Origin of the sequence: Colwellia sp. PAMC 21821, assembly GCF_002077175.1 — a bacterium.
Lineage (GTDB): Bacteria > Pseudomonadota > Gammaproteobacteria > Enterobacterales > Alteromonadaceae > Cognaticolwellia.
This window is the reverse complement of the sequence record NZ_CP014943.1, coordinates 3,248,798-3,266,951: the sequence shown is the minus strand read 5'-3', so window position 1 is coordinate 3,266,951 and position 18,154 is coordinate 3,248,798. Positions and strand designations below refer to the sequence as shown.

14 protein-coding genes are annotated in these 18,154 nt (G+C 39.1%); 4 read left to right on the top strand and 10 right to left on the bottom strand.

Annotation, left to right across the window (positions count from 1 at the left end; all coding sequences use genetic code 11):
- Window positions 1-118: 118 nt before the first annotated feature.
- The 6 genes from A3Q33_RS13880 to A3Q33_RS13855 form a co-directional block, all read right to left on the bottom strand.
- Window positions 119-985 carry a hypothetical protein gene (locus A3Q33_RS13880; protein ID WP_081180456.1) on the bottom strand — a complete coding sequence of 289 codons (867 nt, stop codon included), beginning with the start codon at window positions 983-985 and terminating at the stop codon, window positions 119-121.
- 82 nt (window positions 986-1,067) lie between these two features.
- Window positions 1,068-2,423, bottom strand: coding sequence for an aspartate aminotransferase family protein (locus tag A3Q33_RS13875; protein WP_081180455.1), 1,356 nt, complete (start codon window positions 2,421-2,423; stop codon window positions 1,068-1,070).
- 11 nt (window positions 2,424-2,434) lie between these two features.
- Window positions 2,435-3,793, bottom strand: a complete 1,359-nt coding sequence (locus A3Q33_RS13870; protein WP_081180454.1) for a glutamine synthetase family protein — start codon at window positions 3,791-3,793, stop codon at window positions 2,435-2,437.
- A gap of 33 nt (window positions 3,794-3,826) precedes the next feature.
- On the bottom strand, window positions 3,827-4,585 hold the full coding sequence (locus A3Q33_RS13865; RefSeq protein ID WP_081180453.1) for a gamma-glutamyl-gamma-aminobutyrate hydrolase family protein: 759 nt from the start codon (window positions 4,583-4,585) through the stop codon (window positions 3,827-3,829).
- Between the two features lie 537 nt (window positions 4,586-5,122).
- On the bottom strand, window positions 5,123-6,406 hold the full coding sequence (gene gabT, locus A3Q33_RS13860; RefSeq protein ID WP_081180452.1) for a 4-aminobutyrate--2-oxoglutarate transaminase: 1,284 nt from the start codon (window positions 6,404-6,406) through the stop codon (window positions 5,123-5,125).
- Between the two features lie 59 nt (window positions 6,407-6,465).
- A complete protein-coding gene (locus A3Q33_RS13855) occupies window positions 6,466-7,938 on the bottom strand; it encodes an NAD-dependent succinate-semialdehyde dehydrogenase (RefSeq protein WP_081180451.1) in 1,473 nt (490 codons plus the stop codon).
- 109 nt (window positions 7,939-8,047) lie between these two features.
- On the opposite strand from A3Q33_RS13855, the gene A3Q33_RS13850 reads away from it, so the two are divergent.
- Window positions 8,048-8,977: a LysR family transcriptional regulator gene (locus A3Q33_RS13850; protein WP_081180450.1), complete on the top strand. Its 930-nt coding sequence runs from the start codon at window positions 8,048-8,050 to the stop codon at window positions 8,975-8,977.
- 354 nt (window positions 8,978-9,331) lie between these two features.
- Here the strand turns inward: A3Q33_RS13850 and proB are convergent, their stop codons facing one another.
- Window positions 9,332-10,510 carry a glutamate 5-kinase gene (gene proB, locus A3Q33_RS13845; RefSeq protein WP_081152333.1) on the bottom strand — a complete coding sequence of 393 codons (1,179 nt, stop codon included), beginning with the start codon at window positions 10,508-10,510 and terminating at the stop codon, window positions 9,332-9,334.
- A 392-nt stretch (window positions 10,511-10,902) separates the two neighbouring features.
- Here proB and proC point away from each other — a divergent pair, with 392 nt between their 5' ends.
- The 3 genes from proC (at window position 10,903) to A3Q33_RS13830 (ending at window position 14,873) form a co-directional block, all read left to right on the top strand.
- Window positions 10,903-11,682 carry a pyrroline-5-carboxylate reductase gene (proC, locus tag A3Q33_RS13840; protein WP_081180449.1) on the top strand — a complete coding sequence of 260 codons (780 nt, stop codon included), beginning with the start codon at window positions 10,903-10,905 and terminating at the stop codon, window positions 11,680-11,682.
- 244 nt (window positions 11,683-11,926) lie between these two features.
- Window positions 11,927-13,198, top strand: a complete 1,272-nt coding sequence (locus A3Q33_RS13835) for a glutamate-5-semialdehyde dehydrogenase (protein ID WP_081180448.1) — start codon at window positions 11,927-11,929, stop codon at window positions 13,196-13,198.
- Window positions 13,199-13,535: 337 nt separating this feature from the next.
- Window positions 13,536-14,873 (top strand): sodium-dependent transporter, encoded by a 1,338-nt coding sequence (locus A3Q33_RS13830; RefSeq protein WP_081180447.1) that lies wholly within the window; start codon window positions 13,536-13,538, stop codon window positions 14,871-14,873.
- A gap of 371 nt (window positions 14,874-15,244) precedes the next feature.
- Here the strand turns inward: A3Q33_RS13830 and A3Q33_RS13825 are convergent, their stop codons facing one another.
- Genes A3Q33_RS13825 through A3Q33_RS13820 form a run of 3 tightly spaced genes read right to left on the bottom strand, consistent with a single transcriptional unit; the run spans window position 15,245 to window position 18,036 of the window.
- Window positions 15,245-16,435: a GGDEF domain-containing protein gene (locus tag A3Q33_RS13825; protein WP_231295677.1), complete on the bottom strand. Its 1,191-nt coding sequence runs from the start codon at window positions 16,433-16,435 to the stop codon at window positions 15,245-15,247.
- The gene (locus A3Q33_RS20990) at window positions 16,432-16,566 is read right to left on the bottom strand and encodes a hypothetical protein (RefSeq protein WP_286160891.1); all 135 of its coding nucleotides are present in this window, start codon (window positions 16,564-16,566) and stop codon (window positions 16,432-16,434) included. Before A3Q33_RS20990 ends, A3Q33_RS13825 begins: the two co-directional genes overlap by 4 nt.
- On the bottom strand, window positions 16,567-18,036 hold the full coding sequence (locus tag A3Q33_RS13820; protein WP_081180446.1) for a DNA recombination protein RmuC: 1,470 nt from the start codon (window positions 18,034-18,036) through the stop codon (window positions 16,567-16,569).
- Between the last annotated feature and the right edge of the window lie 118 nt (window positions 18,037-18,154).

Sequence of the window (18,154 nt, the reverse complement as noted above, 5' to 3'; positions counted from 1 at the left end):
TCAATACTGAACAAGGATTACGCTTACTAAGCAACGATTACTAAGCAACGAGAATTAAGCAACGTTCAAACGCCCTACCCCCCATGTAAATTATCTAAATATTTTTGCTTAATTTAACTTATCTACTACCTTGCTGGTTTTTCCGCTCTGCCACTTCCGCTTGCCATTCAAACATATTCATTTCAATCAATACAAAGGCAACAATCCATAAAAAAGCATCCCAAAACTCAAGGAAATTACCGGTAATCCCCCAATAAACAGCGGCGATAAATAACACACTGTACACGGTGGTTTTTACAAATTTATTATATTTATTCCACCATCGACTCGATATATTTCCAAGCTGAGTATGGACATCAATTTCTAACATCAAGACCACTGACACCCAAGCAGAAGCGTTAATTACATCAACCCAAGCAAGCCCTTTAACGTCGGCAAGGGTTTTCGTATTCGCTATGATTTTGTATTTTTCATGCGAGAAAAACTCACTACCGACCGTGGATAAGCTTTTACACGTTTCTTTAGTAAATGCATTATAAACGTTCAGGGTTTCCATAAACTTCCAATCACCGGTTAAGGTGCAAAGATCGGTTATTTTATGCGGAGCAAACTGCCCTATTAGGCCAATTTTAGTCATGTAACCGTACAGTGAGTAGATTATAAATATATAACAAAATGCACGAACGCCATGTAAGGTCCATTTTACTTTGCCCTTTAAGTGTTCGTCATCAATAACAGAGGTTTCTAATTCAAACAACAGCAATAAAACCAACCAAGCTGCGGTATCAATAGTCGATGAAAAAGCTTCAATAATCGTATCAAGGTTAACCCCTGAGGCAAAAATAACTTTACTGGCTAGCCACTCTTCACTAAAAAATAAATATACATTAATCGCTAACAAGGTATAAATAAGATATTTAAAGCCTTGATAGCCCCATGAGTGAAAGTGTTTCATAAAGGTTTGATTCATCGATAACTCTGCCATAATTTTCTTCTTTTTTTAGTTATAGGTATTACACGGCAAAAACAATTAAGCCACTATAACCGTGGCTTAATTAAATTTTAATCTACATCAAATTATAATGTTTAGCCGTTTCATCTAGGGCTTTAAGTGCTTTTTCCATTAATTCATCAACTTCTGCTTTAGTAATAACTAAAGGAGGAGAAATAATCATGGTATCGCCACAAGGACGCATGATTAAACCATTCGCCATTGAGAAGTCACGACATATGCCACCTGCTTTACTGTTTGGCGCTATGCGTTCATGGGTATTTTTATCTCTGACTAACTCAAGGCCTGCAACCATACCTAAACCGCGGGTTTCACCCACAATTGGATGTGCAGCCAGTTCTTTCCAGCGCTTTTGCAGATAAGGCGCTGTTTCGTTTTTCACTCGCTCAACAATACCTTCAGACTCTAACAATTCAATATTTTTAAGTGCTACAGCAGCAGCCACAGGGTGACCTGAATACGTAAAGCCATGATTAAAATCTCCGCCTTTATCGATCAGGGTTTCTGCCACTTTATCGCCGACAATAACCCCGCCAATTGGCAAGTATCCTGATGATAACCCTTTGGCAATGGGCATAAGATCAGGTTTTAAATCATAATATTGACTCGCAAACCATTCACCCGTGCGACCAAAACCAGAGATGACTTCATCAACCACTAGCAAAATATCGTATTTTGCTAAAATTCTTTTGATCTCAGGCCAGTAACTGGTCGGCGGAATAATAACGCCACCGGCACCTTGGAACGGTTCGGCAATAAAGGCGGCAACATTATCTTCACCTAACTCAAGAATTTTCGCTTCAAGGCTTTGTGCTGCTTTAATACCGAAAGCTTCTTGCGTTAGGTCGCCCCCCTCTTTAAAGAAATAAGGCTGTTCAACGTGAGAAATGCCGGCAATAGGTAAATCACCTTGTTCATGCATATAACCCATTCCACCTAGGCTTGCGCCCACCACTGTTGAGCCATGGTAAGCGTTTTCACGACTAATGAACTGCTTTTTAGTTGGCTTATCTTTTAGATCCCAATAACGACGCACCATTCTAAAAACAGTATCGTTAGCTTCTGAACCAGAGCCGGTAAAAAACACTTTATTCATGTGGGCAGGCGCTAAAGAGGCTATTTTAGCTGCCAGTTTTGCAGCAGGCGCATGGGTAGTTTTAAAGAATAAGTTGTAATAAGGCAGTGCTGACATTTGCTTAGTCGCCACCTCGACTAACTCTTGACGGCCATAGCCAATATTAACGCACCAAAGACCCGCCATAGCATCAAGTAATTTTTTACCTTTATCATCATAAATATAAACCCCCTCAGCATGTGTTATCTCGCGAGGGTTAATTTCATGCAATTCTTTCGTATCACTAAAGGGGTGAATATGATGTTTGTTATCTAAAGCTTGTATCTTTGATGTCATAAAATCTCAACTTAAACTGTGGTGAGTAAGTAATGACGTTCCCAAGAGGAAATCACACTTTTATAATTGTCATAATCAGCACGCCTAGTGGCAATAAAGCCAGCGACAAAGTTCTCACCTAAATAGTGCTTAATGGTTTCGCTTTGCTCCATTTGTTCCATGGCGGCTTCGATGTTAATGGGCATGCTTGTATTGATGATTTTGTTAGCTTTACCCGTGACTTCATCAGCAGGCACTATTTTTTCCATCATGCCGATGTAACCACAAATAAGCGTTGCAGCAATGGCAAGATATGGATTAGCGTCAGCGCCAGGAATTCTATTTTCAACACGCTTAGCGTCATCAGGTGCATCAGGAACACGTAAACCTACGGTGCGATTTTCAATCCCCCACTCTAAATTTACCGGTGTTGCAGAATCGGTTAAAAATCGTCGATATGAGTTAATATTTGGGGCGAACATCAACATAAGTTGCGGAATATAAGTCTGTAACCCGCCTAAGTAATGCATAAAATGTTCGCTAAACTCAGTACTTTGCTGACATGAACCAGCAAAGATATTTTTGCCGGTAGACTTTTCCACAATACTTTGATGAATATGCATGGCGCTACCAGGCTGCCCTGTTATTGGTTTCGCCATAAAAGTCGCTGTCATGCCATGTTTGTTGGCAGCAGCCTTGGCCGTGCGTTTAAAAACAATAACTTGATCAGCTAAAGATAACGGGTCGCCATGATTAAAATTAAATTCAAATTGCGCAGTACCTTCTTCATGTACAACGACATCAATGGCTAAGCTCTGCTGCTCTGACCATTCATATATATCGGTCATTACAGGTTCAAATTCGGTAATCGCCTCGATACCAAATGACTGTCTGCCCGCTTCTGAACGACCAGACTTACCTAAAGGTGTTTTTAAAGGTTGCGTGGAATCGTTGTTAGTTAGCGTTAAGTAAAGCTCCATTTCAGGCGCGATTACTGCTTTCCAACCTTGGTCATCATACAATTTAACAACTTTTTTAAGTAAATCACGAGGCGACTGCTCAACCGGCTTTAAGGTTTTTTGATCGATACAGTCATGGATGATCATTGCCGTTGGTTCATTCGCCCAAGGCACCATAAAACAGGCATTTTCATCAGGCTGTAAAAGCATATCGATATCGCGCGGATCAGCTAAAGTATACAAAAACTTGTCGTCCGCCAAGTCACCTGTACCAGACATCAATAAGATAGTTTCGCCTAAACGACTACCGCCTTCTTCAATAAATTTTTTAACTGGATATATTTTTCCACGGGCAATACCGGTGTGATCAGTGATCACACATTGTACGTATTTAACGTTATGTTCGACGAGCCACTGTTTTATTTTATCCATGATTATTTCTCATTGTTTGCTTTGCTGACTGTTTTACTTTGCTGACTGTTTTACTTTGCACGCACGTCCAAATGCAGCAAAGAGCTTAGCACTTTTATTATTGTCCATGACTTGCCATTCAGGATGCCACTGTACTGCCATTGCAAATGCTTTTGCATTCAGCACAGAAAAAGCTTCGCATAAGCCATCCTCGCTGACTGCTTCAACAGATAAATTGCCTGCTAACTTATCAACCCCTTGCGTATGTAAAGAGTTCACATTTATGGCTTGAGCATCCATTATTTTTGACAGTTGACCTGATGGCGTTAAAGTAACTTTATGACAATCGGCATATTGATCAGCTAGGGAAAGGGCTTTGTTTTCTCGATGCTCTTGATATATTTCGTGTTCATGCAGTTTTTGATGCAATGAGCCACCAAAAGCAACATTCATTTCTTGAAAGCCACGACAAATACCTAAAATAGGCACACCACATTCAATAGCTTGCTTGATCAAACCAAAGCTTGTTTGGTCTCGCGCTATATCTAATTTTGTCTCATGTGGCGCCGCTGCGGCTTGATAGTTCAAAGGATCGACCATTGAGTAGCCACCAGGCAGTAAAACGCCATCGACTAATGTTAACAGCTGCTGAAAATTTGTTTGCCCTGCAATAGCAGGAATGAGAATAGGAACACAATTAGCGGCCTGAATAACGGCTTGTATGTATTTATTTCCCGACATATGAAATGGGTGTGGCCCGACTTGTTCAAGGTCACATAATATGCCAACAACGGGTAAGTTTATTTCGCTCATAAATTCCTTTGCTAATAACTACTGTTCGTTTTAATGAACAGTAGCATATTGAAATATTGAACGTCTAATAAATTTCGAATTTAAAATCACTTCAACCGTAACTAACTTTTGGCTAACTTTTAACTAAATTTCAACTAACTTTTGGCCAGCTTGACACAAGTCAGTTCCGTTGATGAAGTGGCCTGTACTAACGCAGTAAACCGTAAACTAAACATCACTGTAATTGTTTGTTTAAACTAGTAAAAATAATGAGATAAATCGGTATAAATCACATTTTACATGTATTTATAGGCAGTATATTAATTGCTGTAAACTGCTATTTCACAACAAGAAACGGAATGTCGGTTTTAAGACACAAGCTATCTATGCTATGGAGACTAGCATGAATTCGACATGCTGAACTTTCGTCACAAGTACGCTTTTTATGTAAAAAACAACACGAAATGATGACTTAATAAATAAGCACATAAAACCTTAATAATGGGGGTAATTAAAATTTTATGTGCTATTTATCAAACTTGAAATTACACTTGTCAGTTACTTACTAGCAAGGTCTTCAAATAAACGAACAAAGCTTGATAAGCCTTCTTCAACTAGCTCATTACTAATCGTAAGGGCTGGTAAAAATCGGATAACATTACCGTAAAAGCCACAAGCTAATAATACTAAGCCATATTTTGCTGCATTAGCAATAATAGCTTGTGTTAGTGCCGTATTAGGTTGCTCTGCGTTACCGCCTTGCACTAATTCCATCGCTATCATAGAACCTTTGTTACGCACATCGAGAATAAGATCTGGATGTTTAGCCTGTAACTGCGATAACTTGTTATTAAACAAAGCACCAATTTCATTTGAGCGTTGAACAAGGTTTTCTTCTTCAATAATTTCTAGCACCGCTAATGCCGCTGCACACGCAACCGGTGAACCGCCATAAGTTCCACCAAGGCCACCCGGTAAAGGTGCGTCCATAATGTCACTTTTGCCAACAACTGCAGCAATTGGGAAACCGCCAGCAATACCTTTAGCCATGGTGATTAAATCAGGTTCAACACCAGAGTATTCAATATTGAACATTTTGCCCGTTCGACCAAAACCCGTTTGAATTTCATCCGCAATTAAGACAATACCTTTCTCGTCACAAATTTTACGCAATGCAACTAAGAATTCAGTCGGTGCAGCATAGAAACCACCTTCACCTTGAACCGGCTCAATAATAATAGCCGCAACATCACTTGGTGCTATATCGACTTTAAATAAATTATCTAACGCTTTTAAGGCATCTTTTACGGAAACATCATGACATTCCATTGGGAACGGGGCATGGAAAATATCACCAGGGAACGGACCAAATAAATGCTTATATGGTGAAATTTTACCCGTTAATGCCATGGTTAAATTAGTTCGACCGTGGAAGCCACCATTAAAAGCAATAACACCACGTCGCCCAGTATGAGCACGAGCAATTTTCACACAGTTTTCAACAGCTTCAGCACCAGTTGAAACAAAAATCGCTTTCTTTGCTGATGGACCCGGCGCAATAGCTGTTAGCTTTTCGGCTAATTCAACGGCAACCTCATAGGGGTTTACCATCACACAAGTGTGGCTAAACTTATCGACTTGCGCTTTAACAGCTTCGATAATTTTTGGGTGGCTGTGTCCTGTGTTAGATACCGCAATACCGGCACCAAAATCTATATAACGCTTACCTTCAACGTCCCAGATTTCTGCATTTTTTGCATGATCTACGTATACCGGATAAACATTACCTTGCCCACGGGCGATAACTTGGCTTTTTCTCGCCTGTAATTCTTCATTTGTCATTTTACTTACCTAATGCTGTTATATTGCTAATTTGTTTACAAATCACGATTCAACGACAATTACTTGTCCAAACCGCCCATGCATAAATATTTAATTTCTAAATAGTCATCAAGTCCATATTTAGAACCCTCACGACCACTACCTGACTGCTTCATACCGCCAAATGGTGCTGCAGCATTAGAAATAATGCCTTCGTTGATACCAATCATGCCGTATTCCAATCCTTCACCAACACGCCAAATGGTGCCAATATCACGAGAATAAAAATAGGCGGCTAAACCAAACTCGGTATCATTAGCCATAGCAATAACTTCTGCTTCTGTATCGAATGAGATTATAGGAGAGACAGGGCCAAATATTTCATTTTGTGCAATAGGCATATCATTGGTGACGTTGCTCAAAATAGTAGGCTGGTAAAAGTTTTCACCGGCGCTATCTTGCTTGCCACCTAAAATAACTTTCGCGCCAGCAGCAATAGAATCTTCAACTAGCTTTGCTACGTCATTCACAGCTTTATTAGAGATCATCGGACCGATATTAACGCCTTCATCTAAGCCATTACCTATCGCTAAACTTTTAACTGCAGCAGTGAATTTTTCAGTAAATTGTTCAAGCACAGCACTTTGTACAAAAATACGGTTAGTACAAACACAAGTTTGACCCGCATTACGATACTTTGAAGCTAACGCACCTTGCACAGCCGCATCAATGTCAGCATCAGCAAAAACAATAAAAGGTGCGTTACCGCCCAATTCCATTGATACTTTTTTAACCGTGGTTGCACATTGTTTAAGTAACGTTTTACCTACCGGTGTAGAGCCCGTGAAGGTAAATTTAGCAACGTCAGGGTGTTGAGTTAATACTTTACCCATACCACTAGCATCGTCGCCTACAACTACGTTAAATACGCCAGCAGGAATACCCGCACGTTCAGCAAGCTCAGCCATAGCCAATGCAGAAAGTGGCGTTTGTGTTGCCGGGCGCACTACAAACGTACAACCCGCCGCTAAGGCAGCCGCGGCTTTTCTTGCGATCATAGCATTAGGAAAATTCCATGGAGTGATCGAAGCAACAACACCTACCGGCTGTTTAATGACCAAAATGCGTTTATCACTTGATGGTCCAGGAATAGTGTCGCCGTAAACACGCTTGCCTTCTTCAGCAAACCATTCAATAAATGCCGCACCATAAGCAATTTCACCTTTAGCTTCAGCTAATGGCTTACCTTGCTCTAGCGTTAAAATGCGCCCAAGGTCATCTTGATGTTGCATCATTAATTGAAACCAATTACGCATTAAGCCTGCACGTTCATTGGCTGACTTTGAAGACCACATTTTTAATGCGCTTTTAGCCGCATTTACCGCTAATTCTGTTTCAACTACACCGGCGTTACTTATTTTTGCAACTTCACTGCCGTCGACCGGATTAGTCACGGATATTTGTGATTCGCTGCTATGCCAGCTACCGTTGATATATGAAAAGTTTTTAACTAATTGACTATCTTGTAAACCTAGGTCTGAGTGATTTTGCATATTAAACTCCGTTGCAATCTATTTTAGCTATTGAATATCAATTCAAACTCCGGTTAAATACAAAACATTCAACCTTAAGTTTTACAATGACAAAACATTAGAGTAGCACATGTCGATAAATTCCATCATTCCAAAGCCTGTAACTGAATATGATTTACGCTTATTACGGATATTTACCTCTGTAGTTGAGCACGGGGGATTTTCTGCGGCTGAAAAAGCGCTCGGCATTACCCGTTCAACCATCAGTGTTCATATGTCTAACTTAGAAACACGCATGAAACTTAAATTGTGTTTACGAGGCCGAGGTGGTTTCTCACTCACCGAAGATGGGCAATTGGTTTATCATGCAGTGATTTCGCTATTTGATTCTTTAAACGACTTTTCACTGTTAGTAGGTACGCTAGGTAAAGAGCTAAGTGGCGAATTAGTGATTTTATGTGCCGACTTATTAGATAGGAAAAGGCAGCAAAAGCTAGCACAAGTGATTGAATCCGTATCGAATAGCTCACCCAATTTGCATATTGTATTAGACGGCGACTCAATTTCGAATATAGAAAAATTATTACTTAAAGACAAAGCCCATATTGCGATATTCCCAGGGTATCAACAAATTGAAGGTTTACATTATGTACCTTTATCTAGTGAGCCAATTTTTCTTTGTTGTGGTAAAAAGCACGCGTTTTATAACAAAGTAGATACTCAGATCAATGATCAAGACTTAGCGACAACCGCCGCCATACATCCAGGGATTGATATTGATATTGACGGGCGAGCACAATTACAACAGCTGAATTTATCTGCAAGGGCTTATCAATTTGATACCCGAAAAGCGATGATACTCTCAGGAAAATATATTGGATTTATGCCGCAAAGCTATATACAACAGGAATTAAATGCCGGTGACATACGTATTATTCAACCCAGTACGCGTACTTATAAATTTAATTTATCGTTAGTAAATAAGAAAACGCCTAGGGAATCGACTAAGGTAGAATTACTGCGTAGCGCATTTGCAACCGCATTTAACTTAGAAAATTAAATATCAAACGAACGCAGCAAGTTATTGAAAATGGGTGAATGAAACAGTGGAGATGTTTATAACTGTAATTTCAATAACACGATTAAGTTGTTCAATATTTAGCCGAAAACTTAAGCCAAAAATTACCTTTTCCGTAAGATTTAAACAATTAGGGTAATTGACAAAGTTCAGCTTGATTAATTGCATTCAAAAAAAAAGACCTTATTAAATGCACGGTAAGCTCTGTAAGCAAACCAGTATTCAATGAGGTCTTCTATATTATTTCAAAATTATTTCAAAATAGTTACTTAAAATAATTACTTAAAGTAATACTACAAAATAACTATTAAGCAATAATTATGTCAAAGTAATTAATTACTCACTTTGAACCGGTTCATCCCAAGATAGATGATGTTCGGCCAATACGACTAAATTTTCGCTATTAATCAAACGATGTGACGCGGCATAACCGAGTATATTCTTAACAGTCTCTTCTGGACGGCTTGAAATAATGGCCGTTTCATCAGATGAGAAGTTACACAAACCACGAGCGATTTCCTCGCCTTTTTCATCATAGACATGAAGTACATCTGCACGCTCAAAGTTCCCATGAATTGAAACAACATCGTGGCATGAGAAACCGTCGTCACCACCAAATAATGAGTCAGCTACATCCTGTTTAATCACTAAACTACCTGCCATTTGTAGGCGGTCAGTCAGCCAGATATTCCATGCAGATGAAGGTGATGAATGAGCGATACACTTAGTGTGCCTGCGTTCGCCACGTAGTATTGCCGTAACAGGAGCTTCCATTGTTCCTCGAGCAATGATGGTAGTACAACCGGCATTTTGTGCCATGTTTGCTGCTTGTAATTTAGTCAGCATACCACCAGTTCCTAAAGAACTTGTGCCGCTAGCAGCTTCCATATAGCTACTTACATCTTCAATAGACTCAACAAAAATTGCACCTTCTTCAGAAGGGTCACGATCGTAGACGCCATCGATACAGGTTAAAATAAACAGATATTCTGCACCTATCATCTGAGCAACTTTAGCCGCTAGTCTATCGTTGTCGCCAACACGAATTTCTTCGGTGGTAACGGTATCGTTTTCATTAACGATAGGCATTACGCCTTGTTTTATTAAGCGATGAACTGTATTTTTGATATTGAGAAATCGACGTCTATTTTCCAGATCATCGAGGGTGACTAGCACCTGAGCAATATCAAAACCATACTCCAACGCGATTTGCTTGTATGCATGCATTAATATGGGTTGACCACAAGCGGCTGCCGCTTGTTTGTCTTGTACACTGGCATTTTCGATGGTACAGCCAACAGTATTAAGACCTAATGCTACGGATCCTGAAGAGGTGAGTACAACTTCGTAGCCTTGGTCTCGTAACGTAGAAATGTCACTGAGTAAGCCATGCATAAAGGCAAAACTTGGTGTTAAATTTTTAACGTTTGCTAATAGGCTCGAGCCGACTTTGATAACTATGCGAGGTTTGATTCGAGAGGTTTTTTCTGATTTTGGTTGTTCAAATGTGGGCAAAATGACTCCGTACTTTGATTGATTAAAATAAATAACTAACTTCAAGCGATAACAGATCTAGTTAACGCCACTTCAGATATTTGCTTGATATTTCCGTGTAAAACTCTTGTCGAATTGCAATTATTTTATAGTCAAAAAATCGATTTTTAAAGCGATTAATTGATCTGAAAATAGGTTATAAAACATTGCTAAAACGTTTAAAATAAACGCTGATTTTTGACAACAATCGACAAATGAGTGGCGATATCATATACTATAAACCCTCTTTTTTCAATTGAACTTAAAATCACTTCTGCTAAAGACGAGTTTTTAAGCTTCAACAAAGTTTATATTGAACACTTACAGAACTCGCTGTTTTTGTTCTAAAGCAAACTAAAAACATTAGGAGTTTTATGTCATTACTTATGATTGGTTGTGGGAAAATGGGCGGTTCATTATTGACTCGCTGGGCAACCTCTACAGATCACAAAATTACTATTATTAATCCTTCTTTAATCAAAGCACCTAAGGGTGTTACCGTCACACAAACTATTGAAGAGCTGTATGACCAACGTTTCGATATCATCGTTATTGCGATTAAACCGCAACTTATTGAAACTGTATTGCCAGCTTATCGTAACCATCTCGCTGAATCAGGTTGCATTATCTCCATTGCGGCTGGTTATTCGGTATCTTCGATAGAAAAACTCATTGGCGAACAAGCCGTCATGCGAGTGATGCCAAATTTACCGGCGCAAATTGGCCGAGGAGTCAGCGCACTTTATGCTAACTCAAGGTGTAGCCCAAGCCAATTAGAAACTGCTGCAGCGTTAACAGACGCGGTTGGTTATACTCATTTAGCAACTAGCGAAGACGAATTAGACCGAGTGACAGCAGTGGCTGGTAGTGGTCCTGGTTATGCCTTCGAAATAGCGCGCTGCTGGATCGAATCTGCAATAAAGCTAGGGTTTTCACCTCAAACCGCCAAAGACTTGGTGCTAAATACATTGGGTGGTTCCATTGAGCTGGCGATGAGCAGCGATCAGAGCATGGAAGCCTTGCGTGATTCTGTAACTAGCAAAAATGGTACAACAGCAGCTGGCTTAGCGACGCTTATGCAAGATTCAAAATTAGAGACGCTTATTGAGTCAACGGTATTAGCGGCTTATGAGCGTGCCCTTGCCTTACGTTGATTTCGTCTTCTCCCCTGCAAAATGTGGGTGACCGGTGCAAGAAAATAACCATTTAAAAAACTTCAGAATAGTAGGCTCATAAAGAGAATACTATTAATTTATATAAACTGAACTTTTATCATTGTTTTTAATATTTAATACAGTATAAATATCGGCAATGTATCATTTAAAGTTGTAAATTCAATTACATTGAATTTGATCAAACAGTTTACCCGTAATCGAACAAGAAACAGGAAAGTCATTTATGTCAAATAGCAATAAAATTATCGATATCGAAAGTATGATCAACAATCTTGGCAAGCAAGCCAAAGCAGCCGCAAAAGTGCTAGCCAGTGCAACGACTGAGCAAAAAAATCAAGCATTAACGGTTGCAGCTCAAGCGCTGCGTAAGAATACACCCGCTCTTCTCGAAGCCAATGAACTTGATGTTTTAAGCGTTATGAAAGCGGGTAAAGCCGAATCATTTATTGATCGACTTAAGCTTACCCCTGAAAGAATTGAAGCGATGGCTGTCGCTTTAGAAGATATTTCAAAACTCCCCGATCCTGTTGGTCGTTCATTGGCACAGTTCGATCGTCCAAATGGCCTTAAAATAACCCGTGTATCAACCCCAATTGGTGTTATTGGTATGATCTACGAGTCGCGTCCAAATGTTGGTGCAGATGCTGGCGCGTTATGTTTAAAATCGGGTAATAGTGTCATTTTACGTGGAGGCTCTGAAAGCCTCAACTCTACTCGTATTATTGTTGAATGTATGTCTACAGGACTGCGCGCGGCTAACTTACCAGCCACATGTATACAACTAGTAGACACGGATGATCGCTCTGCTGTTGCTGCATTATTGCGTTGCGCTGAATATGTAGACTTAGTTATTCCTCGCGGCGGTCGTGGCTTAGTAGAATTAGTGAGAAACGAAGCTCAAGTGCCAACATTGCTTCATTTAGATGGCAATAACCACATTTATATTGACACCGATGCTGACTTAACGAAAGCATTGAGCATTGTTAACAATGCCAAATTACGTAGAACGGGAGTTTGTGGTGCTACTGAAAGTTTAGTATTAGACCAAGCGATAGCCGCTGAATTTTTACCAAAATTAGTCGACACTTTAGAAAATTGTGAAATTAGAGGCGACCTTGCAGCTCAAGCTTGTGATGCAAGAATCATCGCTGCCAATGATGCTGATTGGGATACTGAATACCTCGACGCTATTTTATCGGTTAAAGTCGTGTCAGGGTTAGAAGAAGCGCTTGACTTTATTGACGAGCATTCGTCTAAACATACCGATGCTATTATTACTGAAAACAGTGATACAGCAGAAATATTTATGCGCGCAGTTGATTCAGCAGTAGTCATGCATAATGCTTCAACTCAGTTTTCGGATGGTGGTGAATTTGGAATGGGCGCTGAAATAGGTATAGCTACCGGTAAAATACATGCCCGTGGGCCAGTAGGTTTAGAACAGTTGACGATATTTAAATACCGTGTGGCTGGCCAAGGACAAATTCGCCCTTAATGCTATCTATATAATTAATTTAGTAAATGGGAAATAACCAATTTATTGGGTTTTAAACTTTTCTGTTTACTGTACTTAACATATGTCGATACGTTAATTGTAATCGCCAATGTTATGTAAATTATGCTTTATGAATACACTTTAATCATTAAAAAAGGACCTTTACGGTTAAAGTGTATTATAACCTATCGCTAAATCTCTCCAGAAAACGACCTATCCCAGAATAATTTACAAAAACATAAAATCATAACCAACAAATTGTTAAAAAAACTTTGCTAACGAGTGTTAACTAGGTAAGCTCAAACCAAAGTATTAACAACAATAATAATCATCATTTATGAGTAATATTAGAGATTCGTTTCATTCCAGAATTGGTTTTGTTCTCGCCGCTGCAGGTTCTGCAATTGGTTTAGGCAATATTTGGGGTTTTCCCACTCAGGCGGCAAATAATGGCGGTGGTGCATTTTTATTTGTTTACCTGATAGTAACCATATTACTGGCATTTCCTGCACTTTATGCCGAAGTTTATATTGGTAATCAAGCACAGAAAAACCCAGTTTCAGCCTTAGAAGATGCTTGTCGCGAAACAGCACCAAAGTTTGGTAAATATGCAGGTTTGATTGGTTTGTGTGGCGCAATAATGATGTTAAGTTTTTACACCATAGTTGCTGGCTGGATGCTCGCTCATGCGATATCACCATTAGCAGAGCTCCTTGGTTATCATGAAATTTCCCAATGGCTTGCTACATCAAGCACTTTACGTAATTTAATGTTTACACCGATATTTATATTGCTTGGCGCTGCTATTATTCATCAAGGGGTTAACGCTGGCATAGAGAAATGGTCTGCGCGTTTAATGCCTGTTTTATTGATCATGTTGGTCGCGTTAATTGCATACATCTTGCAACAACCTGGTGCTGAAAAGGGCTTGAGAACCTATTTAATCCCTGACTTTTCACAAGTGACTAATCCAAAATTGATTATATCTGCCATGGGTCAAGCCTTCTTCTCACTTTCTATCGGTGTCGGTGGTATGATGATTTACGGCTCTTATATGAAAAAAGACCGTGATATTGGCAAACTCGCTATTTCAATTACCGCTCTCGATACCTTTATTGCTTTTATGGCAGGTTTGTTAATTATTCCAGCACTTTACGTTGCAGAAGCCGCCGGACAACAAGTATTTCAAGGCGATGAATTGATTGGTGAAGGTCAGCTTATATTTAACATATTACCTGAACTTTTCAATTCGATGGGTAGCATTGGCATGTTAGTGGCGATTGGGTTTTTCTCGTTATTATCGATTGCAGCACTCACTTCAACCATTTCTTCAACCGAAGTCCCTGTCTCCTACCTTGTTGAAGACAAAAAGCTTAGCCGATCCAAAGCAACTTGGTTGGTATCAGCCATTGTATTAGCTACGAGTATGACTTTAATCACGTTTTTTGATAGCTTATTTGGTTTGGTAATTCGCGTACTTACCACTATTTTGCAACCGCTTAGCTGCTTGTTTTACTTTATTGTTGTTGGCTGGCTCTGGAAACGCGGTAACAAGCTACGTGATGTATCTTTACAAGAAGGCAGAAAATGGTTACCAATATGGGGGAATTACTTACGCTTTGTGTGCCCGATGCTATTAACCGTAGTCTTTATTAATGTTGCGATATTGAATTAAAGCTTAAGGTTTTTAGAGCCTAAATACATTTAACGCCTAGAGAATAAAGATGACATCTAGTTACCTTCTGAACGTTAGATACGAATAGAATTTAGCTTTATGAACAACTGGCCCATGATAATTTCATGGGCTTTTTTATGTCTAAAAAATTGTTATTAATTGGTGGTAATGCAGGATTTTTGAAGCTGTTTTTTATTGTCTTTTATACCAATTCAACTCAATAATCGCCCTACTTTCATGAGTTAAATGTCTTAATTCAGCCATGATTTTTAGTTTGATTTTTATTAAAAGTTAAATTTATATTTATAGTTATTTTATATCGCTGTTTTTTTATTTTTACCCGCAAAATGCACAGCGAATTAATCAAGGTATTATTCACTGACCTTATTCCGGCCTGATTTTTTCGCACGATATAATGCTTGATCAGCTAACTTTAACGTTTGTTCAAAACTTAACTTTGATACTCTTGCCGCTAGCCCTATTGAAATAGTGACACTGACGGTTTTATTTTCGCTACTTTTTTTATTTGTTCGCGCTTGTTTGGTTTTTCGCTGCTCTTGTCGAATAACTATTTTATAATCTTCTACCGCCTGCCTAACAGCTTCTAAAGCAGGTAAAGCCTGCTCTGTGGTTTTACCTGAAAAGACAATAGTAAATTCTTCACCACCGTAACGAAACACTTTACCTGAAGCTTTCACTTGCGCCAATTTACTCGCCACTAGCTTTAAAACTTGATCGCCAATGTCATGACCATAAGTGTCGTTAAACTTTTTAAAATGATCAATATCTAGCATGGCAAGTGTGTATTTTCGTCCTAACGACAAGGCCAGTTGATTCAGTGCTCGGCGAGAAGGTAAAGCCGTGAGTTCATCACGATAAGCTAAAAAGTATGAGTCAACTACCACGGCCAAAAGGTAGTGCATGATCATCAAGGTTAGTAGCACGCTCCAAGGCAGTGTAATTATCTGATAATACTGCCCAAGCCAGATACAGTAACTTGTTAACAGTGCCGTCGTTACTAAGCTTTTTTCACGTATACATCGCCACAGCAATAGTAAGGAAAAAATCACTAGGGGCAATTCGACAGTAATGTACTTCAGCCAAGACGTTAGTTGTTTAACATGCGTAAGCTGGGCGACTAAAATATTAGCTATATCAAACCAAAAGTAGCTAGCAATGCCTACGCATAACATTAATATAAGGCGATAAAAGCCATGAATTGACAATAACCCTCTATCTTTCATTAAACTTAAGACCGAGAACATGCCGGCACCGGTAAGCAGCAACCACTCGCTATGAGAAAACACCCAAGATTGCCAAGGTAATGCTTGTGAAAGCGTGGCATAAAATACTAATAAAATGATTGCAGCTAACGCCAGTCGGCTGCGATTGAAGTAGCCCGATAACATGATAGTGATGGCAAACAAGCCATAAAGTACTTGCTCTATGAGATTAATTTTAGCGAACCAATAACTTTGAAATTTACTGATGAGTACGAAGGCCACAAAAAAAGCAATCAAACTGAACGCACTACTTTTAAAACCGCTGAAAAACTGAATCAAGCGTTACTCCAAGATAGAATGTCGGCAAGTGCGACGCTGTTTTCAGCGATTACCATTTGCTGAAAACTTAAAGTATTTATATTTATGAGCATCAACTTAGCACGGTTACCGCCACTCAGTAATGGTGACATTTAATCAGCCGAAATAGCGACACTCTCTTCTTTTTCTTCTTCTTTTTCTTCTTTTTCTTCTTGTTTTAATTCTACCTGCTCTATTTTTTCAAAACGACTACTAATTTTATCTGCTGATGTATGAATTTGCTTTACGTCACTGGCCGCTTGATCTATATGTTTTGCTAAATTAGCAAAGCGACTTTTAAAACGCGAAAAATCAGATGCTAGATGTGACAAATGTGCTTGAATAACATGTATCTGTTTACGAGTTGCTTCGTCTTTTAACACCGAGCGTGCCGTCGTTAAAATGGCCATTAATGTTGTTGGCGAGGCTAACCACACTCGCTTTTTATTAGCATAGTCAACTAAGTCACTGTGATGTGCGTGTATTTCTGCAAAAATAGCTTCCGCAGGAATAAACATTACCGCGCCGTCTGCGGTTTCCTTTTCAATTAAATACTTATCACTGATATCGTTAATATGCTTTTTAATATCAAGTTTAAATTGTCGCTCTGCAGCTTTACGCTCAAATTCACCTAAGGTATTGTCAGCCATCTTTTTATAGCTTTCTAACGGGAATTTGGAATCAACGACCACGTTCCCCGTAGGCTCAGGTAGAAATAAAATACAGTCAGCAATTTTACCGTTTGATAAGGTATGTTGTAGTGAAAAGTGCTGCTCGGGTAATACATTTCGAATTAAAGCATTAAGTTGAACTTCACCAAAGGCACCGCGCGAGCGTTTGTCTGAAAGCACCTCTTGTAAACTGACAACATTATTAGACAGTTCGGTTATTTTTTTCTGTGCATCATCAATTAAGGCTAAACGTTGCAAAATATCGTTAAATGTTTTGGTGGTTTTTTCAAAGCCGTCTGCTAATCGCTTTTCGACCTGACCACTAATATCTTTCAGACGATTATCAGTAGAAACCGTTAACTCATCAATTCTTTTGGCCATTTGTTCACTGGATAAATGCAGTGATTTTGCCATTTCTTCTCGGCCTAACTTTGACGTTGCCGTTAGTTGATTAGTTAACTGTTCAGTGGCATTACGTTGATTGTTGTTAAAAGTCACATGATGTTCGTACAAGGTTTTCTTAAGCTGTTCACTATGGCTATATAATTGCTGTGCTTGTTTTTCACCTTGCTCACCATGTTGGCGCAATAGTTTTAATTTAAAGTCAGAAATTTGCTGTTCAAAATAGGTTTTTAGTTCGCTTTGTTGATTAGCCAACTGTTGATGATTAAAGTTTAACTGTTGCTGTAATTGCTGCTGATTACTCGCATTCACTTCATAACTCAGGTTGACCTTTTCGGCCAATTGCTGCAAAAGGTGTTGTTGAGCTACAAAGGCGGTACGGCTTGTTTTTATTTGTCGAAGCAATACCAAAGTAATTATCACTAAGCTAAGTAATAGCACTAGCGCTGCTGAGATTAAAATAGGGAAATTTTCTAACGCTAACCAAGGGGAGTTGAATATAGAATTCATTGCAATGCCAAACACTGTAAATATTAACAGTTATTAGAGCATACTTTATTGATAAGGTTAATAGTTATTTATTCTGCTGGGTCTTGGTTGCTATTGGTGCCAGTGGCTGTTTTTATCC